General features: G+C 55.1%; 21 protein-coding genes and 2 pseudogenes. 5 read left to right on the top strand and 18 right to left on the bottom strand.

Annotated features, from left to right (window positions below):
• Positions 1-32: 32 nt before the first annotated feature.
• The gene (gene kefC, locus WFO70_RS13780; RefSeq protein WP_337016871.1) at positions 33-1,898 is read right to left on the bottom strand and encodes a glutathione-regulated potassium-efflux system protein KefC; all 1,866 of its coding nucleotides are present in this window, start codon (positions 1,896-1,898) and stop codon (positions 33-35) included.
• Positions 1,891-2,421 (bottom strand): glutathione-regulated potassium-efflux system oxidoreductase KefF, encoded by a 531-nt coding sequence (gene kefF, locus WFO70_RS13775; protein ID WP_337016870.1) that lies wholly within the window; start codon positions 2,419-2,421, stop codon positions 1,891-1,893. Before kefF ends, kefC begins: the two co-directional genes overlap by 8 nt.
• Before the next feature lie 747 nt (positions 2,422-3,168).
• On the opposite strand from kefF, the gene WFO70_RS13770 reads away from it, so the two are divergent.
• On the top strand, positions 3,169-5,628 hold the full coding sequence (locus WFO70_RS13770; RefSeq protein WP_337016869.1) for an autotransporter family protein: 2,460 nt from the start codon (positions 3,169-3,171) through the stop codon (positions 5,626-5,628).
• Between the two features lie 51 nt (positions 5,629-5,679).
• On the opposite strand, the gene WFO70_RS13765 is transcribed toward WFO70_RS13770, so the two are convergent.
• The 3 genes from WFO70_RS13765 to carA form a co-directional block, all read right to left on the bottom strand.
• A complete protein-coding gene (locus WFO70_RS13765) occupies positions 5,680-5,913 on the bottom strand; it encodes a YgdI/YgdR family lipoprotein (RefSeq protein ID WP_337016868.1) in 234 nt (77 codons plus the stop codon).
• Positions 5,914-6,101: 188 nt separating this feature from the next.
• Positions 6,102-9,326, bottom strand: coding sequence for a carbamoyl-phosphate synthase large subunit (gene carB / locus WFO70_RS13760; protein ID WP_337016867.1), 3,225 nt, complete (start codon positions 9,324-9,326; stop codon positions 6,102-6,104).
• Between the two features lie 18 nt (positions 9,327-9,344).
• Positions 9,345-10,493, bottom strand: a complete 1,149-nt coding sequence (gene carA, locus WFO70_RS13755; RefSeq protein ID WP_337016866.1) for a glutamine-hydrolyzing carbamoyl-phosphate synthase small subunit — start codon at positions 10,491-10,493, stop codon at positions 9,345-9,347.
• Between the two features lie 65 nt (positions 10,494-10,558).
• Here carA and WFO70_RS13750 point away from each other — a divergent pair, with 65 nt between their 5' ends.
• Positions 10,559-10,801, top strand: a complete 243-nt coding sequence (locus WFO70_RS13750; protein ID WP_337016865.1) for a hypothetical protein — start codon at positions 10,559-10,561, stop codon at positions 10,799-10,801.
• A gap of 147 nt (positions 10,802-10,948) precedes the next feature.
• Here WFO70_RS13750 and dapB read toward each other — a convergent pair whose 3' ends face one another.
• From dapB to WFO70_RS13735, 3 genes and pseudogenes are all read right to left on the bottom strand, one after another.
• Complete coding sequence (gene dapB, locus WFO70_RS13745; protein WP_337016864.1) at positions 10,949-11,770, bottom strand: 4-hydroxy-tetrahydrodipicolinate reductase; 822 nt, start codon at positions 11,768-11,770, stop codon at positions 10,949-10,951.
• Between the two features lie 133 nt (positions 11,771-11,903).
• Positions 11,904-12,029, bottom strand: a pseudogene (locus WFO70_RS13740) (LacI family transcriptional regulator); the annotation flags it as partial.
• Positions 12,028-12,660, bottom strand: a complete 633-nt coding sequence (locus WFO70_RS13735) for an alanyl-tRNA editing protein (RefSeq protein ID WP_337016863.1) — start codon at positions 12,658-12,660, stop codon at positions 12,028-12,030. The pseudogene WFO70_RS13740 and the gene WFO70_RS13735, both read right to left, overlap by 2 nt.
• Positions 12,661-12,752: 92 nt before the next feature.
• Here WFO70_RS13735 and WFO70_RS13730 point away from each other — a divergent pair, with 92 nt between their 5' ends.
• Entirely contained in the window at positions 12,753-13,658 is a 906-nt protein-coding gene (locus WFO70_RS13730; RefSeq protein ID WP_337016862.1) for a LysR family transcriptional regulator, read from the top strand.
• Positions 13,659-13,675: 17 nt separating this feature from the next.
• On the opposite strand, the gene ispH is transcribed toward WFO70_RS13730, so the two are convergent.
• From ispH to WFO70_RS13700, 6 genes and pseudogenes are all read right to left on the bottom strand, one after another.
• Positions 13,676-14,626, bottom strand: coding sequence for a 4-hydroxy-3-methylbut-2-enyl diphosphate reductase (ispH, locus tag WFO70_RS13725; RefSeq protein ID WP_337016861.1), 951 nt, complete (start codon positions 14,624-14,626; stop codon positions 13,676-13,678).
• Positions 14,607-15,077 (bottom strand): FKBP-type peptidyl-prolyl cis-trans isomerase, encoded by a 471-nt coding sequence (gene fkpB, locus WFO70_RS13720; protein WP_333851523.1) that lies wholly within the window; start codon positions 15,075-15,077, stop codon positions 14,607-14,609. Before fkpB ends, ispH begins: the two co-directional genes overlap by 20 nt.
• Before the next feature lie 93 nt (positions 15,078-15,170).
• Entirely contained in the window at positions 15,171-15,671 is a 501-nt protein-coding gene (gene lspA / locus WFO70_RS13715) for a signal peptidase II (RefSeq protein WP_337016860.1), read from the bottom strand.
• Positions 15,671-18,487: an isoleucine--tRNA ligase gene (gene ileS, locus WFO70_RS13710; RefSeq protein WP_337016859.1), complete on the bottom strand. Its 2,817-nt coding sequence runs from the start codon at positions 18,485-18,487 to the stop codon at positions 15,671-15,673. Before ileS ends, lspA begins: the two co-directional genes overlap by 1 nt.
• A gap of 33 nt (positions 18,488-18,520) precedes the next feature.
• Complete coding sequence (gene ribF / locus WFO70_RS13705) at positions 18,521-19,459, bottom strand: bifunctional riboflavin kinase/FAD synthetase (RefSeq protein ID WP_333851528.1); 939 nt, start codon at positions 19,457-19,459, stop codon at positions 18,521-18,523.
• Positions 19,460-19,466: 7 nt separating this feature from the next.
• Positions 19,467-19,673, bottom strand: a pseudogene (locus tag WFO70_RS13700) (DUF2575 domain-containing protein).
• 113 nt (positions 19,674-19,786) lie between these two features.
• On the opposite strand from WFO70_RS13700, the gene rpsT reads away from it, so the two are divergent.
• Complete coding sequence (gene rpsT / locus WFO70_RS13695) at positions 19,787-20,050, top strand: 30S ribosomal protein S20 (RefSeq protein WP_012015991.1); 264 nt, start codon at positions 19,787-19,789, stop codon at positions 20,048-20,050.
• A gap of 57 nt (positions 20,051-20,107) precedes the next feature.
• Here the strand turns inward: rpsT and nhaR are convergent, their stop codons facing one another.
• The 4 genes from nhaR to dnaK all read right to left on the bottom strand — a co-directional run bounded on the left by nhaR (position 20,108) and on the right by dnaK (position 25,557).
• Positions 20,108-21,007: a transcriptional activator NhaR gene (gene nhaR / locus WFO70_RS13690; RefSeq protein ID WP_337016858.1), complete on the bottom strand. Its 900-nt coding sequence runs from the start codon at positions 21,005-21,007 to the stop codon at positions 20,108-20,110.
• Between the two features lie 58 nt (positions 21,008-21,065).
• Positions 21,066-22,241 (bottom strand): Na+/H+ antiporter NhaA, encoded by a 1,176-nt coding sequence (gene nhaA / locus WFO70_RS13685; RefSeq protein WP_337016857.1) that lies wholly within the window; start codon positions 22,239-22,241, stop codon positions 21,066-21,068.
• Positions 22,242-22,414: 173 nt separating this feature from the next.
• The gene (dnaJ, locus tag WFO70_RS13680) at positions 22,415-23,551 is read right to left on the bottom strand and encodes a molecular chaperone DnaJ (protein WP_337016856.1); all 1,137 of its coding nucleotides are present in this window, start codon (positions 23,549-23,551) and stop codon (positions 22,415-22,417) included.
• An 86-nt stretch (positions 23,552-23,637) separates the two neighbouring features.
• The gene (gene dnaK, locus WFO70_RS13675) at positions 23,638-25,557 is read right to left on the bottom strand and encodes a molecular chaperone DnaK (protein ID WP_106994183.1); all 1,920 of its coding nucleotides are present in this window, start codon (positions 25,555-25,557) and stop codon (positions 23,638-23,640) included.
• Positions 25,558-25,853: 296 nt separating this feature from the next.
• Between dnaK and satP the strand changes: the two genes are divergently transcribed.
• Positions 25,854-26,423 carry an acetate uptake transporter gene (gene satP / locus WFO70_RS13670; RefSeq protein WP_337016855.1) on the top strand — a complete coding sequence of 190 codons (570 nt, stop codon included), beginning with the start codon at positions 25,854-25,856 and terminating at the stop codon, positions 26,421-26,423.
• Positions 26,424-26,678 lie beyond the last annotated feature (255 nt).

Here is a 26,678-nt window from a genome sequence, read left to right as displayed (position 1 = left end):
GGAAATTTTTTATATTTGCTGGCAACCCCTCTTCACGCCAGCGGTTTACTCTCCGGCTCGTCTCCCGGATCGCCGGTATGCTTACCCTCTTCGGTTCCCTGCCAGCCGTGACGCTGGGTCAGCGAGAGGTGATTACGGTCTTCATTGATGATGTCCATCAGCATGGCGCTGGTGCGTTTAACCACCGCCGCGCGTGACGTGGCATCGTTCTCCGCCATTGCCGCCATCTCTTCGACCATCTCTGTATTAAACCGGCGGAACAGATCGGCTCGCTCCCGGGCTTCATAGGCCCCGAGCCCGAGACTCTCCAGCGCCAGCCGACCGGATTTCAGCGCCCCTTCAAAGGTTTCACGCTCCGGCGCATCAACACCGATCTGACGCAGCTTGATGTAGTGATCGATATCACGCGCGCGGGAGATGATTTTCAGATGCGGGAAATGGGTCTTCGCCAGCTCGACCAGTTGCAGGCTGTTCTTGGGATCGTCGATCGCGTTAATCAGCACTTCGGCCTTCTGCGCCCCGGCGGACTCCAGCAGATCCACGCGCGTGGCATCGCCGTAAAAGACCTTCATGTCGAACTTACGCAAGGTTTCAATATGGTCGGGATCGTGGTCGAGGATGACCATCTTCACGCCACTGGAGAGCAGCAGACGGCCGGTGATCTGACCGAAGCGACCAAACCCGGCAATGATCACCCGCGGCTGTTCTTCATCAATTTCATCCGCCTCGCGCTCCTGGCCACTACCGGCCGCTTCCAGACGGGTCAACACCACCAGCAGCAGCGGGGTCACCGCCATAGAGAGCGCCACCGCCAGCGTCAGCGCCTTGGCCCATTCCGGATCGAGCACGTTGGCCATGCTGGCCGCGCCAAACACCACGAACGCAAATTCACTCCCCTGCCCCAGCAGCACCGCAAACCAGCGGCGCTGTTTTCCGGGCACCTTCAGCGGGCGGGCGACCAGCCAGAGCATCGCCATCTTAATCACCAGGAAACCCACCAGCAGAATGGCGATGCGCAGCGGATGAGTCACTAAGGTGCCGAAGTCGACCGACATGCCGACGCCGATGAAAAACAGCCCCAGCAGCAGCCCTTTAAAAGGCTCGATATCGCTTTCCAGCGCGTGACGGTACTCGGAGCTTGCCAGCAGGACTCCTGCCAGGAAGGCACCCATCGCCATGGAGAGGCCTGCCTCTTCCAGCATCAGGCCAAAGCCGAAGACCAGGAACAGGGCCACGGCGCTGAAGACTTCCCGCAGGCCGGAGCGGGCGACAAAGCGCAGCAGCGGTCGGCTGACGTACCGGCCAAGCAGGACCACCAGAGTCAGCGCCCCGGCGACCTTCAATGCCGAAAGGGCAAAGGCGCCGAGGGTGGTGGAGGCCCCGGATACGGCCAGCAGCGGGATCATCGCCACCAGAGGAATAGCCGCGATATCCTGGAACAGCAGCACCGAGAAGGCGCTGCGCCCCATCTGGGAAACCGTCAGGTTACGCTCGTTCATGGCCTGCATGGCGATGGCCGTGGAGGAGAGGGCCAGCGTCATGCCGATCAGCTCCGCCACCTTCCAGTCCATGCCCAGCAGGATGCAGAACCCGCCCAGCAGCAGACCGCAGGCCAGCATCTGCAACGCCCCGCCACCAAATACCGAGGCGCGCAGCTTCCACAGACGACGCGGATCCAGCTCCAGACCGATGACAAACAGCATCAGCACCACGCCGATTTCCGCAAAGTGCAGGATCGACTCGGCGTCGGTGACCAGCCGGAAGCCCCACGGGCCAATCACGCAGCCCGCGATCAGATACCCCAGCACCGAGCCCAGTCCGAGGCGTACCGCAACCGGCACAATCAGCGCCGCAGCGCCTAAATAGATCAGCGCCTGAATCAGCGTATGGCTATCCATGGTGCGCCTCCTGCCAGTCGAGTAAACGTTGTTTATAGTGTCGGGCCTGCGCCTGAAGCGTTTCGTCGTCACAGACAAAGGTGCAGTGCATGGCAAACGGCGGGAGCCAGTTCAGGCCGCAGTAAAGCGCGGTCGCCTGCAGCGGTTGCGCCAGCACGTCAAAACCGGGGAAGGAGCCGATATCAAAATGGCTTTCTCCACCGCCGGTGGTGACGGCCCACAGCAGGCTTTTACCCTTGAGCGCCCTGCCGTTATGACCGTATGCCCAGCCGTGAGAAAATACTTTATCGATCCAAAGTTTAAGCAGCGGCGGCGTGCTGTACCATTGCATTGGATGCTGCCAGACGATCAGATCTGCACGAGAAAGCGCTTCCTGCTCGGCGGCGATGTCGATATTAAAGTCAGGATAGAGCTGATAGAGTGAGCGGATCTCTACGCCCTCCAGCGTCTTAACCTGATCAAGCATTCGCTTATTCGCATGGGAGTGATGCGGATAAGGATGCGCGTAAATAATGAGTATCATGATTAACCTGATTGAACTGCTTTCTTGTTGTGACAGTCAGTGTAGACAGGAAAGAGGTGCGTTTGAAGGGGTCTTTGCTCTTCAGAGGCTTAACCGCAAAGATTGTAAACTGGCCCAGAATCGCGATATGCTCAACGATTAATGAATAATTAAAACTTATATTATTTAAAAATTATATTAATTGGTTATAAAAAATATAAATCATCAAGCATTTAATTTATGATTAATTCACTTTTTAAAATTAGTGAATATACAAGCTTGCTTTAAGATTTAATAATTTTAGTTTTTAATAATAAAAATATCTTTAAAATTCAAGTGTTTACAATAATTCACTTCATCATTAAGATACGCATTCTTTTTTAATCACAATTGGATGTGGCAATGAAGAGCACAGTTTTACAATTAAACAAAATAACGAAATCCCTCGGCAATATATTTCCGGCATTGTTTTTATTTACGCCATTAATGGCAACTGCGGAAATAATTACAGACTCCACTACAAACGCACTAAACTTCTCCGCCGATCAGACTTATACCGTTAATGAGAATGTCATTATTTCTCCCACAACATCAACGCCCGCTGTGACTATCGAGAATAGCGTGGTTACCAATGTTGAAAACCGGGGCACCATTTCAGGTGCTGGTGATGGGATGCACATCACTACGGGAGGACAAAACTTACAGATTAGTAATAAGGAAGGCGCAACCATTAGCTCTACTTCCGCAAATGCGATTACCGTCCAGGAAATGGCAGGAACCATCAATAATGCCGGAAACGTGCGCGGCGCTGAATATGGTATCCAGCTTAGCGATAATATCTCCGGGGTAATAGTAATCAATACCACCACCGGTAATATTGAAGGTAAAACAGCCGTTTCCGTCAACGAGCGTATTACCATGGTCAATGATGGCAACATTACAGGCAAGCAGGGTAATGGCGCAGAGTTCCTTAATTCCGGTAATAGTAGCATCACCAATACCGGCACAATTGAAGGCGCCACCAACGGAATTTTCTCTACCGACCAGGCAAGGGTGAGCGTCATAAATTCAGGTACGATCAAAGGCACCGACAGCGCAATCACCTTTAGCAGTGACAAAAAAAATACCTTAACGCTCAATACCCATTCGCAACTTATCGGCGATGTTATTTCCACTCGATCCCAGGAAAATACCCTTACCTTACTGGGTACCGGTAGCGAAGACAGTAATTTTATTGGCTTGAATCAAGGCGAGGGTTTTGCTTCGCTAACCATGTCGGGCACTGCCTGGGATCTTACGGGTAACGTGGATATTATCGGAACTAACGATTCGATAAAGGTCGATACTGGAAAACTGACGCTGGCAGGCACAGTGAATAACGCCGGTAATACCCTCATCGCCAATGGCGCAACCCTGCAATTGGGTAATGGCGATAAAACCGGTACCTTAACCGGGACAATGACTAACAATGGCACGCTGGAATTTAACCAATCTTCAGATTTCACCTACGCGACCGATATTACTGGTACCGGCAGTGTGATTAAAACCGATGCCAACACGCTGACGTTAACCGGCAATAACAGCTACACCGGCAATACCCTTCTGAGCGGCGGCACTACGCTGGTCGCCGAAGGTGCCACCCTGGGGAGCACAGGCAGCACCGCCACTATCACGGTGGATAACGGCGCAACCTTCGCCAGCGCAGGCAGCGTAAATAACAACGTTGAGATCCTCAGTGGCGGCGTGCTGGCTTCATGGAATGCCGTACAGGGGAACAGCGCTTCCACCTCCCCTACCCTTAACACCATCAACGGCAACGTCACCAACAGCGGCACGCTGCAAATTGCCGGGCTGAATAACAGCGTGGGCAACGATTTCACTATCAACGGTGATTACACCGGCGTGAGCGGTAGCCTGATCGCCATGAACAGCGTGCTGGGCGATGACAACGCCTTAACCGATCATCTGACCATTACCGGCAACAGCGCGGGCCAATCTGGTATAAGCATCACCAATATCGGCGGCGCGGGTGCGCAGACCGTCAACGGGATGCAAGTGGTGAGCGTGGGCGGTAACTCCGATGCCGCGTTTTCTCTCTCCAGACCGGTGGTGGTCGGGGCGTGGGAATACAGCCTGAATCAGCACACCGACGGGAACTGGTACCTTGAGTCTGCCTCGACCACGCCAGACCCGACTCCAGCCCCTACGCCTGCCGATGACAACGGTAACAGCGTTGTGCCTGATCCCGTACCTGATAACAACAACGATGGCGGTTATACCCCACCGGCGATGAGCAATCTCGCGCCTGAAGTGGGTGCCTATTTAGGTAACTACCTCGCCGCGCAGGATATGTTCCTGCACAAACGCGACGATCGCGATCAGCTGACCCTGCGCAATGAAGACGATCTCAACACCTGGATGTACGTCAAAGGGCGTTACCATGAAAATGACGTGGCGGGTGGCAAAGTTAACTACGACACCACCCAGTACGTGATGCAGCTCGGGAGTGATTTCATCAGCAACAAGATGGACACCGGCGTGCTGCATAGCGGGATGATGTTTGGTGCCGGTCAGGCTAAAACCGACTCCACCTCAACAGGCAGCAAACGTTCTGCGCAGGGTAAAGTGGATGGCGTTAACGTCGGGATATACGCTACCTGGCAGGAAGATCAGCAGCTGCGTAAAGGCAGCTATATCGACAGCTGGGCTTCTTTCGGCTGGTATCACAACACGCTGAGAAGCGACGATCGCAGCAACGAGTCCTACAATAGCCACGGCTTTGCCGCCTCACTGGAAGCGGGTCATGCCTGGATTATTGACTCTGAAAGCGAAAGAACCTGGAAAATCGAACCGCAGATCCAGGCCGTCTACAGCTATCTTGATCAGGAAAACCACACCGACACCGACGGCGTGCGTATTTCTACCCTCGATAACGACAGCATTCTGGGACGTGTGGGTGTGAAAACCAGCTACTTCGATCAGAAAGATGTGCAGGCATGGCAACCTTACGTGGCGGTCAACTGGCTGAAAGGTGCCGGTCAGAACGATATCGCCTTTAACGGCGAAGCGTTCAGCAACGACACGCCGGACGATCGCGGTCAACTGGAGCTGGGCGTTACCGGAAAACTGAACGAGACCACGCTAATCTCGCTGCGTGCCAGCGGCGAATGGGGTGAGAACAGCTACGATGCCTACGGTGGTCATATCCTGCTGAACCACCGCTGGTAATCGCGTGACTCAAATCAAACATGCAGTGGCTCAGGCCACTGCATTTTTTTATCAGTTCTTCAGCTCACCCATGGATTTAACCTGATCGCGGTTAATCTGTTCCGTCTGACCGGTTTCGGCATTATCAATAGACATCATTCCCGTATCGTCATCTACCTGCGGTTTACCGTCGGTGACGATGGTTTTGCCGTCGGTGGTTTTCACCGCCTGATTGGAGGAACAGCCGGCAACGGTGAACAGTGCTGCGGCAGTAAAAATTGAAGTTAGCAAAAGATTATTTCGCATGGTGTTCTCCCTGCTTTTCAGTTGGATTTAATTATCGACCTGATAATTTTAGGCTAACTGACTGATGGGATATGGAAAAGCAGAAGGTTCTGAAGAGGCAGTACGCTATCGTAGAGCGGGTGAGCGAAGCGTCACCCGCTATTTGCCCGGCTTCGCTTTCGCTTGCCGGGCCCAGGATAACAGACGTATTACTTGTTAATCTGCGCGTGCATCTCCTGCACCGAAATCACCTTCTCGGTGGCATCCGCATTCAGCGCCATGGCCGTCGCGAAACCGCCGTTTAGGGTGGTGTCGTAATGCACTTTGTACTGCAGCGCGCTGCGGCGAATCAGCTTGGAGTCTTCAATCGCCTGACGCCCCTCGGTGGTGTTGATGATGTAGGTATATTCGCCATTCTTGATACGGTCCTGAATGTGCGGACGACCTTCATGCACCTTGTTCACCAGACGCGGGTTGATGCCGGCTTCACCCAGCACAATCGCGGTCCCGTGAGTCGCATCCAGCTCAAAGCCCTGTTTCAGCAGTTTCGCGGCCAGGTCCACTACGCGCTCTTTATCCCCTTCACGCACAGAGAGCAGCGCACGGCCCTGTTTCTTCATGGTGGAGTTACTGCCCAGCTGCGCTTTCGCGAACGCTTCTGCAAAGGTGCGGCCCACGCCCATCACTTCACCGGTAGAGCGCATTTCTGGCCCTAACAGCGGGTCAACTCCCGGGAATTTGTTGAACGGCAGCACCACCTCTTTCACCGAGTAGTACGGTGGGATGATCTCTTTGGTCACGCCCTGTTGTGCCAGGGTCTGGCCCGCCATCACGCGCGCCGCCACTTTTGCCAGCGGAACACCGGTGGCTTTAGAGACGAACGGAACGGTACGCGCCGCACGCGGGTTGACTTCAATCAGGTAGACTTCGTTGTCCTTCACCGCGAACTGCACGTTCATCAGACCGCGCACCTGCAGTTCGAAGGCCAGCTTCTGCACCTGGTCGCGCATCACGTCCTGAATCTCTTTGCTCAGCGTATAGGCTGGCAGAGAACAGGCGGAGTCGCCGGAGTGTACGCCCGCCTGCTCGATGTGCTCCATGATGCCGCCAATCAGCACCATTTCGCCATCGCAGATAGCATCCACGTCCACTTCTACCGCGTCATCGAGGAAACGGTCCAGCAGCACTGGCGCATCGTTAGAGACGCTCACCGCGGTCTGGAAGTAACGGCGCAGGTCGGCTTCGTCGTAGACGATTTCCATCGCCCGGCCGCCCAGCACGTAGGATGGACGCACCACCAGCGGGTAGGTGATCTCTTTGGCTTTCTCAACCGCCTGTTCAATCGCCGTCACGGTGGCGTTGGCTGGCTGTTTCAGCTTCAGACGGTCAACGGCATGCTGGAAACGCTCGCGGTCTTCCGCGCGGTCAATGGCATCCGGGCTGGTGCCGATGACCGGTACGCCTGCGGCTTCCAGCGCGCGCGCCAGTTTCAGCGGAGTCTGGCCACCGTACTGCACGATAACGCCTTTTGGCTTCTCGATACGGACGATTTCCAGCACGTCTTCCAGAGTTACCGGCTCAAAGTAGAGGCGGTCGGAAGTGTCGTAGTCGGTAGAGACGGTTTCCGGGTTACAGTTGACCATGATGGTCTCGTAACCGTCTTCGCGCAGCGCCAGCGAGGCGTGTACGCAGCAGTAGTCGAACTCGATGCCCTGGCCGATACGGTTTGGACCGCCGCCCAGAACCATGATTTTGTCGCGGTCAACGGACGGGTTCGCTTCGCACTCATCTTCATAGGTGGAGTACATATAGGCGGTGTCGGTGGCAAATTCTGCCGCACAGGTGTCCACGCGCTTGTAGACCGGGTGCAGGTTGTACTGGTCACGCAGCTTGCGGATTTCCGCTTCGCGTACGCCAGCCAGTTTTGCCAGGCGCGCATCGGCAAAGCCTTTACGCTTCAGCACACGCAGGAAGTCAGCGTCGAGGCCGTTGATGCCCAGCTCCGCCACCTGCTCTTCCAGACGCACCAGCTCTTCAATCTGCACCAGGAACCAGCGGTCGATGTTGGTCAGGTTGAAGACGCCGTCGACGGACAGACCGGCACGGAAGGCGTCGGCGATGTACCAGATACGTTCTGCGCCTGCGTCTTTCAGCTCACGACGAATTTTGGTCAGCGCTTCCGGGTCGTCCAGGCTCACTTTCGGGTCGAAGCCAGTTGCGCCCACTTCCAGGCCGCGCAGGGCTTTCTGCAGGGATTCCTGCTGGGTGCGGCCAATCGCCATCACTTCACCGACAGATTTCATCTGGGTGGTCAGACGGTCGTTAGCACCGGCGAATTTCTCGAAGTTGAAGCGAGGAATTTTGGTCACAACGTAGTCGATGGACGGCTCGAAGGATGCCGGGGTACGTCCGCCGGTGATGTCGTTCATCAGCTCGTCGAGGGTGTAACCCACCGCCAGCTTCGCCGCCACTTTCGCAATCGGGAAGCCGGTAGCTTTCGATGCCAGCGCAGAGGAGCGGGATACGCGCGGGTTCATCTCGATAACAATCAGACGGCCATTCTTCGGGTTAACCGAGAACTGGACGTTAGAGCCGCCGGTTTCAACGCCAATCTCACGCAGTACCGCCATCGAGGCGTTACGCATGATTTGGTACTCTTTGTCGGTCAGCGTCTGGGCAGGCGCTACGGTGATGGAGTCACCGGTGTGGATACCCATCGCATCGAAGTTTTCGATGGAGCAGACGATGATGCAGTTGTCGTTTTTATCACGCACCACTTCCATCTCGTACTCTTTCCAGCCAATCAGCGACTCATCAATCAGCAGCTCTTTGGTTGGGGAGAGATCCAGACCGCGTTCGCAGATCTCTTCGAACTCTTCGCGGTTGTAGGCGATACCGCCGCCGGTGCCGCCCATGGTGAAGGATGGACGAATGATGCACGGATAGCCCACGTCAGCGGCAACCGCCAGCGCTTCCTCCATATTATGTGCGATACCAGAGCGCGCGGTGTCGAGGCCGATTTTCTTCATCGCCACGTCGAAACGGCGGCGGTCTTCGGCTTTATCAATCGCGTCGGCAGTTGCGCCAATCATGGTTACGCCGAATTCGGCCAGCACGCCCTGACGCTCCAGCTCCAGCGCGCAGTTCAGCGCCGTCTGGCCGCCCATGGTCGGCAGGACCGCATCCGGACGCTCTTTTTCGATGATTTTACGTACCACTTCCCAGTGAATCGGCTCGATATAGGTTGCATCGGCCATTTCCGGGTCGGTCATGATGGTCGCCGGGTTGGAGTTCACCAGGATAACGCGGTAACCCTCTTCGCGCAGGGCTTTACACGCCTGCGCGCCGGAGTAGTCAAATTCACAGGCCTGGCCGATGACGATCGGGCCAGCGCCAAGGATCAGGATGCTTTTTATGTCTGTACGTTTTGGCATGGTCTTCTCGGCTCCTGATTATTTAGCGGTCTTACGGTATTGCTCGATAAGTTCGATAAAGTGATCGAACAGCGGCGCGGCGTCATGTGGGCCCGGGCTGGCTTCAGGGTGGCCCTGGAAGCTGAATGCTGGCTTATCGGTACGATGGATACCCTGCAGGGTGCCATCGAACAGGGATTTATGCGTCACGCGCAGGTTAGCTGGCATGGACGCTTCGTCCACCGCAAAACCGTGGTTCTGCGCGGTAATCATTACCGTATTGTTGTCGATATCTTTTACCGGGTGGTTACCACCGTGGTGACCGAACTTCATCTTCACGGTTTTCGCACCGCTCGCCAGCGCCAGCAGCTGATGGCCGAGACAGATACCGAATACCGGAATATCAGTTTCAAGGAAGCTCTTAATGGCGTCGATGGCGTAGTCGCACGGTGCCGGGTCACCCGGGCCGTTGGAGAGGAAGATCCCGTCCGGGTTCATCTTCAGCACCTCGTCTGCCGGGGTCTTTGCCGGCACAACGGTCAGACGGCAGCCGCGATCCACCAGCATGCGCAGGATGTTGCGTTTGGCGCCGTAATCGTAAGCCACCACGTGGAACGGCAGCTCCTCTTCTTTTTTCGCTTCCGGCAGCTCATCTGCCAGCGTCCAGCTACCCTGAGTCCAGCTGTAGGCCTCAGCGGTGGTCACTTCTTTTGCCAGATCCATGCCGTTCAGCCCCGGGAAGGCTTTGGCTTTTTCCTGCGCCAGCGCCGCATCCAGGTTATCACCGGCGATGATGCAGCCGTTCTGGGCACCTTTTTCACGCAGCAGACGCGTCAACTTACGGGTATCGATATCGGCAATCGCCACGATGTTATGGCGTTTAAGGTAGGACGAGAGGTCTTCGGTATTGCGGTAGTTGCTGGCAATCAGCGGCAGGTCGCGAATAATCAGACCTTGTGCATGTACCTGGGAGGACTCTTCATCAGCGGCGTTGGTGCCGACATTGCCGATATGGGGATAAGTTAGAGTAACGATTTGGCGGGAATAGGAAGGATCAGTGAGGATTTCTTGATAACCGGTCATTGAAGTATTGAAAACGACTTCCCCAACCGCCGAACCTGTTGCCCCAATGGCCCGACCGATAAACTGGGTTCCGTCTTCCAGAACCAATAGCGCTGACTTAATCAAAACACCCTCCAGAGAATATTCACTCACTTTATTTGCATATTAATTCATAACAGTGCCAGGAATCAATGCAAATCTGCTGCCAGTGGATTTTCGGCAAACGGCGGCATTCTGGAGATTTGGCAGTGGAAAGTCAACTTAAAAAGCAGGTTTTGTTTGTTGTTTTTGCGGCACTGATTGGCAGGAAGGTTTTTAAGGGGCAAAAAGATCAACTAAATCACGTAAGAAAACGCTTGCGGAACATTTTTATTGTTAAAACCTCATGCATAGCCTCAAAAAGTGGACCATTTGGTCAAAATTCACAATATTGAAACAAAAATAACGAGGATAAGATTAGTTTATGAAGGTTTACCACAAAAATACATACGAACTAGATAAAATTAAAGGGCAATAAAATATTGCCCTCTGCAATCAAGATATTATGACTGCAATAACCACATCACGAAGGGTAACTATGATTATAAATTGTTAAGATCAAGCACATCTCGCATGTCAAAGAGACCATCTTTTTTGCCTTTCAACCAGATTGCGGAACGAACAGCCCCATTTGCAAAAGTCATACGGCTGGACGCTTTATGGGTGATTTCTACCCGCTCGCCGATATCAGCAAACATCGCGGTATGTTCGCCTACGATGTCACCCGCACGCACGGTGGCAAAACCAATGGTGCCAGGGACACGTTCGCCGGTATGGCCTTGCCGGGTATAGACCGCACAGTCTTTCAGATCTTTATCCATCGCCTGAGCAATCGCCTCACCCATCGCCAGGGCGGTGCCGGATGGGGCATCAACTTTATAACGGTGGTGCGCTTCGATGATTTCGATGTCGGTGTAATCCCCCATCACCTTCGCCGCCTTCTCCAGCAGTTTGAGCATAACGTTTACGCCCACGCTGAAGTTCGCTGCAAAGACGATAGCGATTTCGTTGGCGGCATCCTGAATAGCCTGCTTGCCCGTATCATCAAAACCGGTGGTGCCAATAACCATCCCTTTGCCGTGTTGACGGCAAAACGCCAGGTGAGTCAGCGTGCCTTCCGGACGCGTGAAGTCGATGAAGACGTCAAAGTCATCTTTGACCGCCTCAAGGCTGCTTTGAACGGTGACGCCTGACTTGCCTGCGCCCGCCAGCTCTCCGGCATCGGCCCCCAGCAGCGATGAGCCTTCACGCTCCAGCGCTGCGCCAAGCGTGACGCCATCCATCTGCAATGTGGCCTGAATTAACTGACGGCCCATACGGCCACCCGCGCCAGCTATTGCGACACGGACCTGTGCATCATGCATAGTTATTCTCTTACGTTAAAATGATGTAAACCGTTTTCAGATTAACCAGCCTCTGTCGATGCCGCTATCTGAAAACGCCAATAATTAGAATTTAATGATAAACAGGGAGAGATATCAGTGAAAGACATGATCGTTAGTGAATACCGCATGGTTCACGCACCACCAGCGCAGGCGGCAGGCTGATCCGTTTCGCGGGTTCATCATTGCCCTGAACCCGGCTGCAAAGAAACTCCCCTGCTGTATGGCCAATTTCCCGGCTAATCGAGGGCATAGGTGACTACCAACTGCCCCTTTTTCATCTTCAGCCCGAGGATCTGCACCATCCCCATATCCGCCAGCTGTTTAACGTGCGTTCCTCCGCACAGGTAGGCCGGGAGGTCGCCAAAGCGAACCTTGCGTCTGCCGGATTCAATTTCGGTATGACGAAGCAGGTTGTCGGCTTTCCAGCCTTCAATGAGGGCCATCAGAGCGCAGGCATCAGGCTGGGGAGCCAGACTCTTGCCGGGCATAAAGGTGATCCGCCCTTCGCCGGGCCAGTGATGGGCTTTTACCGGCTTCCAGCCAAACTGCTCACCGGCATAGCCAATCAAATGGCCTGCGCTGTGCCAGCGGGCGTGAAGTTCTCTCACATCTTTATCGACCTGTATCTCCACCTCGCCTGGCGCAAGCGCGCCGGAGAGAATGTGGACGACATGGTCTTCGCGCAGGGAGACCGCTTCTACCGCCATCCCGGCGATCGATCCTCGATCCGCGGGCTGTCCGCCCCCCTGCGGATGGAAAAGGGTTTGATTGAGTTCAATGGCGTAACGGCCGTCAGGCTCTTCAGTGCAGCGGATTATCTGCGCCCGGCCTGCTGTCGTGTCACTGGTGTAATAAAGTCGTTCTGTCATGGTTGTTCTCCTCTGTACCCTGACAGTATATTCATCACTTAAGTGTCGATAATCGGCCACTCACACATTGCACTCTTGCCCGGTATGCACAAATGAAACCTACCCTGCTTCCCGATCTCGCCACTTTCGTCACCATCGTAGAACATGGCAATTTTTCTACCGCAGCCCGGCTCATCGGCGCAACGCCCTCCGCGATTAGCCGCTGTGTTTCACGACTTGAAAAGGAAATGGGATGTAAATTACTGCACCGCACCACGCGCAAACTGGCACTGACCGCGACCGGAAAATCGGTTTATGAACATGCGCTGGATATGCTCGAGGCGGCACAACAGGCGATGGATTCTGGCAGCAGCCTCCAGACCGTGGCGCAGGGAAAGCTCACAATGAGCGTGCCGAAAGCCGTGGGGCGATTTGTGATCCATCCTTTAATCCCGGCATTCCTTGAGCGTTATCCGCAAATTGATGTCTGTCTGCGTCTGGAAGATCGCTATATGGATTTGATCGACGACGGTGTCGATCTGGCGTTACGGATCACCAACACCCCCTCTCCAGGCCTGTACGGTAAACCGCTGATGCCGGTCACCCATTTGATCTGCGCCACGCCAGAGTATCTTCGCCGTATGGGTACGCCACAGCATCCGCACGATCTTCGGCACCATAGCTGTATTTCGCTCGGTGAAACCCCGGCCGATTCACGTTGGAAGTTTACGTTAAGCGGGAAAACAGAAACGATACAGACGCACGGACGTTATGCCGCTAATCACACGGGTGTAAGGCTGGATGCGGTAAAGCGCAGTCTGGGTATCGGGAGTTTACCCCTGTTCACGGCGCGTGAGGCGCTGGAAAGCGGAGAGATTGTGCAGGTACTGCCGGAGTGGGAGTTTATCAGTAGCTATACGGGCGATCTCTGGCTGCTGTGGACACGTAACAAACATATGCCTGCCAGAATGCGGGCGATGATCGACTACCTGAATGAAAAAATGCCAGTCATTCAGTGACTGGCATTTTTTAAATCTTACTTAACTTCCCGGGCGTCGATACGCAGCTCTTTCGGCACTTCGAAGACAATATTCTCTTCGCGGCCCGCCAGTGGAATGGCCTCTCCGCCACCCAGCTCCTGCAGGCGTGCAATTACGTTCTGCACGAGGATGTCCGGGGCAGAGGCACCGGCGGTTACGCCAACGCAGCCTGCCTCTTTCACCCAGCCTTCCTGAATATCGGTGGCATCGTCAATCAGGAATGCCGCTTTCCCCATCCGCTGCGCCAGCTCGGCCAGACGGTTGGAGTTAGAGGAGTTTTTCGAACCGACGACCAGCACCACATCGGCCTGCTCCGCCAGGGCGCGCACCGCTTCCTGACGGTTAGTGGTGGCGTAGCAGATATCGTCCTTACGCGGGCCGACGATTTTCGGGAAGCGCTGACGCAGCGCATCGATAACGTCAGAGGTGTCATCCACCGAGAGCGTGGTCTGGGTCATAAACGACAGCTTCGCTTCGTTTTTGACGTTCAGGGTCAGCACATCGTCCGGAGACTCCACCAGATACATCCCCCCTTGCGGGTTGCTGTACTGGCCCATGGTGCCTTCCACTTCCGGATGGCCTGCGTGACCAATCAGGATCGACTCTTCACCGCGACGGCTGGCACGTGCGACTTCCATATGCACTTTGGTGACCAGCGGGCAGGTGGCGTCAAAGACGGTCAGATCGCGGCTTTTCGCTTCGTTTCGTACCGCCTGAGAGACACCGTGTGCGGAGAAGATCAGGATCGCGCCATCCGGCACTTCATCGATCTGCTCAATAAAGATCGCCCCGCGGGTACGCAGGCTATCCACCACGTAGCGGTTGTGCACCACTTCGTGACGGACATAAATCGGCGCGCCGTAAAGTTCCAGCGCGTTTTCAACAATGCTGATAGCGCGGTCTACTCCGGCACAGAAACCGCGCGGGTTAGCCAACAGGATCTGCATTCACATCCTCCAGTACCGGGTCAATTTCCAGCACTTCAACATCAAAATGGACGGTACGCCCGGCAAGCGGATGGTTAAAATCGACGGTAATGGAGTCGCCGTTGATTTCACGGATCACGCCAGGCATTTCGCTGCCATCCATAGCGGTAAAGAGCATAATCGCCCCGATTTCCGGTTCGCCCGCATCCATAAACTCACGGCGCGAGAAGTACTGGATCAGGTCCGGGCTCGGCACACCAAATGCGGCATCCGGCTCCAGAGAGAAGGCTTTTTTCTCGCCTTCTTTCAGCCCCAGCAGCTGTTGCTCCAGACCTTCCGACAGAGAAGTGTCGCCAAGACGGAACAGCGCCGGTTTGCCGTTATTGCGGGTGGACTCCGCGGTGGAGCCATCATCAAGTTTCAGCGTGAAATGTACCAGCATCGCGCTGTTGGACTGTACGGATTTAGACATGCAGAGTGCTCACTCATTTTGCCCGGTGGCGCTGCGCTTACAGGGCCTACTCATCGTAGGCCGGTGCAAGCGCAGCGCCGCCCGGCGGGTTTGTTACGCCTGCTCTTTCGCCGCGGGCTTCGGCAGGAAACCTTCCAGCACAATCAGCGCCGCACCGATACAAATCGCCGTATCGGCCAGGTTGAAGGTGGCGAAGTGCCAGTTGCCGACATAGAAGTCGATCATATCGACCACAAAGCCGTGCCACAGACGATCGAACAGGTTGCCCAGCGCGCCGCCAATGATCAGCGCGTAGGCGATGTTATTCAGCTTTTGTGTAGCCTTCGAGCGGTACATCAGCACCGCCAGCACCACGCAGATACCGAGAGCGATACCTGCGAAGAACCAGCGCTGCCAGCCACCGCTGTCCGCGAGGAAGCTAAACGCCGCGCCATAGTTGCGCGCATAGTGCAGATTAAGCGACGGGAACAGCGAAACCGTATCCCCCAGAGCAAAGTTCTGGAGGATCAGGTACTTGCTACCCAGATCGATAATCAGCACGACCACTACCAGCCACAGCCAGCGCAGCCCTGTTGAAGAGAGTGATTTACTCATCAGGCAAACTTACGTTTTTCGCCATCACCGGCGACGTTGCTGACACAGCGTCCGCAGATCTCTGCGTGTTCCGCCACCTTGCCGACATCGGTGGTGTAATGCCAGCAACGCGGGCATTTCTCACCGTCAGCTTTCACCAGCGCCACTTTCAGCCCTTTGAGCAGTTCGCTCTGCTGGGCATCCGCGCTCGCGTCGGCATAATCCGCAACATTCGCCCCGGAGGTCAACAGGACAAATCGTAATTCATCGCCCAGCGCGGTCAGCTTCGCCGCCAGCTCAGGTTCAGCGTACAGGGTTACTGACGCTTCCAGAGAGCCACCGACTTTCTTGTCGGCACGCGCCTGCTCGATCACCTTGTTCACTTCGCCGCGCACTTTCAGCAGCTCGTCCCAGAAGCCGTCGTTCATGGCTTCGGTCTCTGCCAGGCCAAACAGACCCTGGTACCACTCACCGGTGAAGACATACTTCTCACGATCGCCTGGCAGGTAGCCCCAGATCTCATCCGCAGTGAAGGACATGATCGGTGCCATCCAGCGCACCAGCGCTTCCGCGATATGGAACAGTGCGGTCTGGCAGCTGCGACGCGCCACGCTGTCCGCTTTGGCGGTGTACTGACGGTCTTTGATGATGTCGAGGTAGAACGAGCCCATCTCGATGGAGCAGAAGCGCATCAGGCGCTGCACCACTTCGTGGAAGTCGTAAGACTCGTAGGCTTTCAGGATATCTTCCTGCGCCGCTTGCGCGCAGCCTACAGCCCAGCGATCCAGCACTACCATCTCTTCCGGTTTCACCATGTCTTTTGCCGGATCGAACCCGTTCAGGTTCGCCAGCAGGAAGCGCGCGGTGTTACGGATACGACGATAGCTGTCGGCAGCACGTTTCAGGATCTCGTCGGACACCGCCATTTCGCCGGTGTAGTCGGTTGATGCCACCCACAGACGCAGAATGTCGGCGCCCAGCTTGTTCATCACATCCTGCGGAGAAACGGTGTTACCGATAGATTTGGACATCTTGCGGCCCTGACCATCGACGGTGAAACCGTGAGTCAGTACCTGACGGTAAGGTGCCTTGCCCTTCATGGCGGTGGAGATCATCAGGGATGACATGAACCAGCCGCGGTGTTGGTCAGATCCTTCCAGATACATGTCGGCCGCGTGACCCGCGAACTCCGGACGCACGTCAACCACGGAGGAGTGGGTAGATCCGGAGTCGAACCAGACGTCCAGGGTATCCGGCACTTTCTCGTAGTTGTCCGCGTCAGCGCCCAGGATGTCGCGGGAATCGAGATCCCACCACGCCTGAATACCGTCAACTTCGACGCGCTTAGCGACTTCTTCCATCAGTTCCAGGGTGTTCGGGTGCAGTTCCTGCGTCTCTTTATGCACGAACAGCGACATCGGCACGCCCCAGGTACGCTGACGGGAGATACACCAGTCAGGACGGTTGGCAACCATGGATTCGATACGCGCCTGGCCCCAGTCCGGGATCCACTGCACGCCTTTGATCTCAGAAAGCGACTGCGCGCGCAGGCCTTTCTGATCCATGCTGACAAACCACTGCGGGGTCGCACGGAAGATGATCGGGGTCTTGTGACGCCAGCAGCACGGATAGCTGTGCTGCATTTTCTCAACGTGCAGCAGCGAACCGTTGTCGCGCAGCATGTTGACGATGATGTCGTTGGCTTTGAAGACGTTGATGCCGTCCAGGGTCGGGTAAGTCCCGGCCAGATAAGCACCGTCCGGACCCACCGGGTTGGCGATCTCCAGACCGTATTTCAGGCTGATGTTGTAGTCGTCCGGACCGTGGCCACCGGCGGTATGCACCGCACCGGTACCTGCTTCCAGAGTGACGTGTTCGCCCAGAATCGCTGGCACATCGAAATCAAGGAACGGGTGCTTAAAGCGCAAGTGTTCCAGCTCGGCACCTTTAACGGTACCCAGAATGCGGTATTCGGTGATGTTCGCGCGTTTCAGCACGCTCTCCACCAGGTCTTTCGCCAGGATCAGCGCGCGGCCTTCAACCTGTACCAGCGCATAGTCGAACTCCGCAGAGAGGGAGATCGCGCGGTTGGCTGGCAGGGTCCACGGGGTGGTGGTCCAGATCACCAGTGAGATTGGGCCTTCTACGCCCGGCAGACCAAATTTGCCCTGCAGCGCTTCCTGATCGACGCCTTCAAAGGCCACGTCGATGGACGGAGAGGTTTTGTCGTAGTACTCAACTTCCGCTTCAGCCAGTGCAGAGCGGCAGTCCACGCACCAGTGCACCGGCTTAGCGCCTTTGTGCAGATGGCCGTTGCCGATGATTTTGCCCAGCGCACGGATGATGTTGGCTTCAGTTTTGAAGTCCATGGTCAGATACGGGTGCGACCAGTCGCCCAGCACGCCCAGACGGATAAAGTCTTCACGCTGGCCGTCGACCTGGGTCGCGGCATATTCGCGGCATTTGGCGCGGAATTCAGCGGCGGTGAACTTCTCACCCGGCTTACCGAACTCTTGCTCGACTTTCAGCTCGATAGGCAGACCGTGGCAGTCCCAGCCTGGAACGTAAGGCGAGTCAAAGCCCGTGAGGCCTTTGGACTTCACGATAATGTCTTTCAGAATCTTGTTAACCGAGTGACCAATATGAATGCTGCCATTCGCATAAGGAGGGCCATCATGCAGAATGAAGGTTTTTTTCCCTTTTTTGGCTGCACGGATGATGCCGTACAGGTCATCATCGGTCCAACGCGCCAGCATTCCCGGTTCACGCTTGGCGAGGTCGCCACGCATCGGGAACCCTGTTTCCGGCAAATTCAGGGTTGATTTAAAGTCACTCATCAGATTCTCGGTTCCGTATTTATATCTCAGGCATTAAGCCGGGTTTGATAGCCCAAAAATTTCACGGGCTGTTAACTCATCTCTCGCGATTTGCGCTTTTAGCTCATCAAGCGAGGCGAATCGCTGCTCATTGCGTATTTTTTTACGCAGGATTACATCTATATGGCGACCATAGAGGTCCATTACAACGTCCAGCAAATGCACTTCGAGCTGCTGGCGTACGCCAGCCACTGTCGGACGGGTACCAATATTGGCCACGCCGGGCAGAGGCTTATCGCCCAGCCCCGTCACTTCTACCGCATAGACCCCTTTTACCGGGGAAACCTGACGACGCAGCGGTAAGTTCGCCGTCGGGAAACCAATGGTGCGACCCAGTTCATCGCCATGCACGACGCGCCCGGAAATAGAGAACGGGCGTCCGAGCAGGGTTGCGGCGGCATCCAGGTCGTCGTCAGCCAGCGCCTGGCGTACTGCCGTGCTGCTGATGCGTACGCCGCCTTCGCAGAAGGTCTGGGTGCTGGTGACATCAAAGCCATACTCCAGGCCAGCCTTCTGTAATAGCAAGAAATCCCCCTGACGACCAGCGCCAAAGCGGAAATCATCTCCCACCGCCAGAAAGCGCACGCCAAGGCGATCAACTAACAGGTCGCTGACAAAATTTTGTGCCGTCAGGGCGGCGAAACGCCGGTCAAAACGGACGCACAGAACGTAGTCCACGCCGCACTGCGCCAGGTAACGTAACTTTTCACGCAGGCGGGTCAGGCGCGCAGGCGCCTTCTCGCTGGCAAAAAGCTCCAGCGGCTGCGGCTCAAAAATCATGACTACTACCGGCAGACCTCGTGCCCGCCCCTCTTCACGTAACCCCTGCAACAGCACCTGATGTCCACGATGCACGCCGTCGAAATTACCAATAGTCAGCACACACCCATGCGGGGCCTGACTGAGATTATGTATGCCGCGTATCAGCTTCATGACTGGCTCAAAACAGTGAAAATCGCCAAAGTATACCTTGTACAGCGGTTAAGGTTAACCGGCGATTGTTCACGCAAAACAGAAAGCCGTAATGATTTCATCAGGCTTACCTTTCACAGCGAAAAAATCTGTCCACAGATGACGATTTTTGTGTCGAAAAGCTGTATTCAGGAGAGACAAGCTGGTAGAATCCTGCGCCATCACTACGTAACATAGCGTCGCTTATTAACGGCGCTTATTTGCACAAATCCATTGACAAAAGAAGGCAAAGAGGGCATATTCCTCGGCCTTTGAATTGTCCACATAGATCATATTTGGGAGTTGGACTTGGCTAATATCAAATCAGCTAAGAAACGTGCCGTTCAGTCTGAAAAGGCTCGTAAGCACAACGCAAGCCGTCGCTCTATGATGCGTACTTTCATCAAGAAAGTATACGCAGCAATCGAAGCTGGCGACAAAGCTGCAGCGCAGAACGCATTTAACGAAATGCAACCAATCGTGGATCGTCAGGCTGCTAAAGGTCTGATCCACAAAAACAAAGCAGCGCGTCATAAAGCAAACCTGACCGCGCAGATCAGCAAACTGGCTTAATCGCTACTTGTTGTTGCTTGTTTAAAGAACCCGCTTAACGCGGGTTTTTTTATGCCTTCAGATTGCCGGTGGCGTAAACAGCGCCGAGTAGTCACGGTTACAGATTCGCTGCACCGCCGGGTGTTGAATCATCCTTTCGGCAAATATGGCGTGATACTCCTCCATCACGTTATCCACCCTGCCAATCTCCGTTATCTTGTCATCTGAATAGAGATCGTGCGCGTACAGCGTGGGTGCAACAAATATCGCATTGTGCGCTTCGCCAAAGGCTTTCATCAGTGCCGCATCGTCAAACTCCCCCAGAATCTCGACGTTCAGTCCCTGTGAGTTAAACCAGTTCAGCAGCTTGCGTCCGAGCATGGAGCGTCTGCCTGGCACCAGCAAACGGCGCTCTTCCAGGCAGGCCGGGAAGGGTTTTTCTGGCGGCGGATTGATGCACCAGAAGCTGACGCCACATTCGCCAATCTTCACCGAGAACAGCCCTTCCTGCTGGGTGGAGTCAATCGGGCAGTCGGAGATAATCATGTCCAGCTTATGCTGGCTCAACTGCTCCAGCAGCATCTCGTGGGTAGATTCAAAACAGCGCAGGTGGATCTGTTCATCCTCAACTACCGCCGCATCCAGCACGCCGCTGACCAGCCGTTTTGACAGGGCATCCGCGACACCGACGTCAAAGAGCAGATTAGACTCCTTGCGGTAGTTGACGATATCGAGCATCTCCTGGCTCAGGGTGAACATTTTGTCGGCATAGCGAAACACCAGTTCACCGAGCTCGCTGGGCTCGATACCGCGCCCCTTACGCTTGAATAACTTCCCCTGCAGGCGCTCTTCCAGGGCTTTAATCTGCCCGGTAATGGTCTGCGGCGTCAGGTAGAGTGCCTCTGCGGCACCGACAACCGAGCCCTCTTTATAGACATGCCAGAAGTAGTACAGATGGTTGTAGTTAAGATGAGACATGCGATCTTCGCTCCCTGATAGTGTTTACGGGAGGGCGACCGGCCCTCCCGACGTTCCGTTACGCCGGATGCACCTGCCCCGACAATTTCATTTTCAGTAAGGCATAGCCAATAAACGCCGCCAGCAGCGACCCGGTCAGAATACCCAGTTTAGCCCAGACGATAAGCTCCGGAGCATGCGGGCCAAACGCCAGCGTCGAGATAAAGATCGACATGGTAAAGCCGATCCCGCACAGCACGCCAACGGCCATAATATGTCGACAGGTAGTACCCTGCGGCAATGAGGCCAGCTTCAGCTTCAGTGCCAGCCAGCAGAAGAGGCTGATGCCCAGCGGTTTGCCGATAAACAACCCGGCGATGATCCCCAGCGGCAACATCGACGTCAGCCCACCGAAGGTCACTCCCTCAAGGGAGACGCCCGCATTCGCAAAGGCAAACAGCGGCAGGATCATAAAGGCGACCCACGGATGCAGGACATGCTCTAACTGTTTCGCCGGGGATTTACCCTCCTGCGGCTTCAGCGGGATAAAGAAGCCGATAATCACCCCGGCCAGGGTGGCATGCACGCCCGATTTCAGTACCGCCGTCCACAACACCATCCCCACCAGCACATAGATCCCGATCCGACGGACATTGCAGATATTCAGCAGCGCCAGCGCCGCAATGGCCGCCGCCGCGACACCCAGCGACAACACCGACAGCTCGCTGGTGTAGAACAGGGCAATAATAATAATCGCGCCAAGGTCATCGATGATCGCCAGCGCCATCAGGAAGATTTTAAGCGCCATCGGCACGCGATTGCCCAATAGCGCCAGAACGCCCAGCGCAAAGGCGATGTCCGTTGCGGCCGGGATCGCCCAGCCGTGGCGGGCAACGGGATCCTGCCAGTTAAAGGCCAGGTAGATCAGCGCCGGCACCACCATTCCGCCGATGGCGGCAATCACCGGAAACGCCGCGCGCTGCCGGCTGGCCAGGGAGCCCTGAACCAGCTCACGCTTGACCTCCAGCCCGACCAGCAGGAAAAAGACCGCCATCAGCGCATCGTTGATCCACAGCAGCATGTTCTTGTTGATTTCCAGCACGCCGACGCGAAGTTCAACGGGCGTTTCCAGAAAAGCATGATACAGGTCGCGGGTAACGCCCAGATTAGCCAGCAGCATGGCGAGCGCTGCAGCCAGAATAAGAATGATGCCACCGGAGGCCTCATTCTGGAAAAAACGGTGTAGAAGTTTCACTTTTACTCTCTCTCTTTAAGACAATCCCTCGTTAAAACCATCATACTCGCGGATATTCATCGGTAAAAGCAGGTTAATATTGAGTATGCATTCAGTTTTTTCGAGCTATCTTTTCAGCCATAAAAAAAGCCCGGAATCGCTTCCGGGCTTTGAGAATAACGTCAGCTCACCGATTAGCGAGTCAAATCGTCGAAGAATTTTTTCACGCCATCAAAGAAGCTTTTGGAGCGCGGGCTGTTGTTCTCACCCGTTGGGCCACCAAAGCTCTCCTGCAACTCTCTCAGCAGCTGCTTCTGTTTCTCATTCAGGCCAACCGGAGTTTCAACCACCACGCGACACAGCAGGTCGCCTTGGGCGCCGCCACGTACCGATTTCACGCCTTTACCGCGCATGCGGAACAGCTTGCCGGTCTGGGTTTCGCCAGGTACTTTCAGGTTTACGCGACCGTCGAGGGTGGGCACTTCAATCTCGCCGCCCATCGCCGCCATCGCAAAGTTGATCGGCACTTCACAGTAAAGGTTGTTGCCTTCACGTTCGAAAATCGCGTGCGGTTTCACCTGAACCTGTACGTACAGATCGCCTGCTGGTGCGCCATGTTCGCCCGCTTCGCCTTCGCCAGACAGACGAATGCGATCGCCGGTATCGACACCTGCCGGAATTTTAACGGACAGGGTTTTGGTCTTCTCAACGCGACCATGACCGTGGCACTTGTTGCACGGATCCTTGATCAGCGTACCGCGGCCCTGACAGTGCGGACAGCTCTGCTGCACCGCAAAGAAGCCCTGACGCATCTGCACCTGGCCGGAACCGTGACAGGTTGGACAGGTCTGCGGCTTGGTACCTACTTTCGCACCGCTGCCGTGGCAGATGTCGCACTCTTCCAGAGTCGGAATGCGGATCTCTTTCGTTACGCCGCGTACGGCCTCTTCCAGCGACAGCTCCATGTTGTAGCGCAGATCTGCGCCACGCGCCGCACGCTGGCGACCGCGACCGCCGCCAAAGATGTCGCCAAAGACGTCACCAAAAATATCGCTGAAATCTGCGCCGCCGCCACCAAATCCGCCGCCGCCGCCCATGCCGCCCTGTTCAAACGCAGCATGGCCATACTGATCGTATGCTGCTCGTTTCTGGGCATCGGTCAGGACTTCATAGGCTTCTTTGATCTCTTTAAACTTGGCTTCGGCCTCTTTGTCACCCTGGTTGCGGTCCGGGTGAAATTTCATGGCCAGGCGCTTATACGCCTTTTTGATTTCACGCTCTTCCGCTGTTTTGGAAACGCCTAAAATCTCGTAATAGTCTTGCTTAGCCATCTTATTTTATCTGCCCCTAACATGCGTGCACGGGCGGAGAGGAAACCTCTTCGCCCGTGCCAGTGTATTACCCGTTCAAAGGGCGATTATTTTTTGTCTTTCACTTCTTCAAACTCTGCGTCAACAACATCGTCGTCTTTCGCGTTGTTTGCGGAAGCGTCAGCACCCGCGCCAGCCTGCTGCTGAGCGTGTTGCTGCTGCGCGATCTCCATCAGCTTCTCAGAAACCTGAGCCAGCGCCTGCATTTTCGCTTCGATATCCGCTTTGTCTTCGCCTTTCAGGGACGCTTCCAGCGCGCTCAGTGCAGACTCGATAGCAGTTTTGTCGTCAGCTGGCAGTTTATCGCCGGCTTCTTCAACCTGCTTACGGGTGCTGTGCAGCAGATGGTCACCCTGGTTACGGGTCTGAACCAGCTCTTCGAACTTACGGTCAGACTCGGCGTTAGCTTCCGCTTCGCGAACCATTTTCTGGATCTCTTCTTCGTTCAGACCGGAAGAGGCCTTGATGGTGATCTTCTGCTCTTTACCGCTGTTTTTGTCCTTCGCGGAAACGTGCAGGATACCGTCAGCATCGATGTCGAAGGTGACTTCGATCTGTGGCATACCGCGCGGTGCCGGGCTGATACCGTCGAGGTTAAACTGACCCAGATCTTTGTTATCTGCGGCACGTTTACGCTCACCCTGCAGCACATGGATGGTTACCGCAGACTGGTTGTCTTCAGCGGTAGAGAACACCTGGCTGTGCTTGGTCGGGATAGTGGTGTTTTTGGCGATCAGCGCCGTCATCACACCGCCCATGGTTTCGATACCCAGAGACAGCGGGGTAACGTCCAGCAGCAGTACGTCTTTAACTTCACCGGTCAGCACGCCACCCTGAACGGCAGCACCGATAGCAACGGCTTCGTCCGGGTTAACGTCTTTACGTGGCTCTTTACCAAAGAATTCAGCCACTTTCTTCTGAACCATTGGCATACGCGTCTGACCACCTACCAGGATAACGTCCTGGATTTCGGAGACGGACAGACCCGCATCCTGCAGAGCAACTTTCAGCGGCTCGATGGAACGGTTCACCAGGTCTTCAACCAGGCTTTCCAGTTTCGCGCGAGTCACTTTGATGTTCATGTGTTTTGGACCGGTCGCGTCTGCAGTGATGTACGGCAGGTTCACGTCGGTCTGCTGCGCAGAAGAGAGCTCAATTTTCGCTTTTTCTGCGGCTTCTTTCAGGCGCTGCATAGCCAGCGGATCGTTACGCAGGTCAATGCCCTGATCTTTCTTAAACTCGTCAACGAGGTAGTTGATCATACGGCTGTCGAAGTCTTCACCACCCAGGTGGGTATCACCGTTGGTCGCCAGAACTTCGAAGGTTTTTTCGCCGTCAACTTCGTCGATTTCGATAATGGAGATATCGAAAGTACCACCACCGAGGTCATATACCGCGATAGTACGGTTGCCGACTTCTTTATCCAGACCGTAAGCCAGTGCCGCTGCGGTTGGTTCGTTGATGATACGTTTGACTTCCAGACCCGCGATACGGCCAGCGTCTTTGGTTGCCTGACGCTGAGCATCGTTAAAGTATGCAGGTACGGTGATAACCGCTTCAGTTACCGGTTCGCCCAGGTAATCTTCAGCCGTTTTCTTCATTTTCTTCAGCACTTCAGCAGAGATCTGCGGCGGTGCCATTTTCTGACCTTTAACGTCAATCCATGCGTCGCCGTTCTCAGCGCCGATAATTTTGTACGGCATGATGGCTTCATCACGCTGTACTTCTTCGTCCTGGAAGCGACGGCCAATCAGGCGTTTGATCGCAAACAGGGTGTTTTGCGGGTTTGTCACTGCCTGACGTTTAGCCGGCTGACCAACCAGAGTTTCACCATCCTGGGTATAAGCAATGATAGAAGGCGTGGTGCGATCGCCCTCGGCGTTCTCCAGCACACGTGCAGTAGTGCCATCCATAATCGCTACACAAGAGTTGGTAGTACCCAAGTCGATACCAATAATTTTACCCATCTAAACGTCTCCACTAAAAATTCAGTCAACATGTGGTTGTGTACCTGTAATAAGGGCAGAAGGTGCTTTTTCAACTGCCCAGATTTGAATTTTTTCAGGTCCACACACTGCGGTTGACTACAAGATGGGGTCGCAACGGCATCCATCAAGGGGGAAGGATAAAAAAATTTTTAATTTCACCCTGATTAGATCATAGACGGCGCTGATAGCGCCCATTATGATGCCGCGCCCCGCCAGGGAGAATTGGCGTGGGATTCACCATTTCACCATATTAATGATGATTTTTTTGAGGACTTATGGGCAACACTAAGTTGGCTAATCCGGCTCCGCTGGGCTTGATGGGTTTCGGCATGACCACCATTCTGCTGAACCTGCACAATATCGGGATGTTCCCGATGGATGGCGTTATCCTGGCGATGGGCATTTTTTACGGCGGTATCGCACAGATCTTCGCGGGCCTGCTGGAATATAAGAAAGGCAATACCTTCGGTTTAACCGCATTTACCTCTTACGGCTCTTTCTGGCTGACCCTGGTCGCCATTCTGCTGATGCCGAAAATGGGTCTGACCGAAGCGGCGAACCCGCAGTTCCTCGGCGTCTATCTGGGCCTGTGGGGCGTCTTCACGCTGTTCATGTTCTTCGGCACCCTGATGGGTAACCGTGCGCTGCAGTTTGTGTTCCTGAGCCTGACCGTGCTGTTCGCCCTGCTGTGTGTAGGTCACCTGGTGGAGAACGGCGAGTCCATTATCCACGTGGCAGGCTGGATTGGCCTGGTCTGCGGCGCCAGCGCTATCTACCTGGCGATGGGTGAAGTACTGAACGAGCAGTTCGGTCGCACCGTTCTGCCGATTGGTGAAAAACACTGATCCCCCTTCGTGCCCGCCCTGCGGGCACGAAATCGCCTCCCCTGTGAATGCCCCTTCTCGTTTATATCCGGTCAATTTTCAGCCACAACAGAAACGATTAATAAACGGGATGGCAATATTCATCCGATTCAATTGATAAGCATTATCATTGCGATTAGTGTGACCCCGCGCATCCCGGATAATGGATATCAGGTAGCACCCAATATGGAACGCAAGGGGATGAAAAGATTCTGTTGTGTAGCATAAGGTTAACCG

Source organism: Leclercia sp. AS011, from assembly GCF_037152535.1.
Classification (GTDB): Bacteria; Pseudomonadota; Gammaproteobacteria; order Enterobacterales; family Enterobacteriaceae; genus Enterobacter.
The sequence above is the reverse complement of the archived record's forward strand: the minus strand, read 5'-3'. Positions and strand labels throughout refer to the sequence as shown.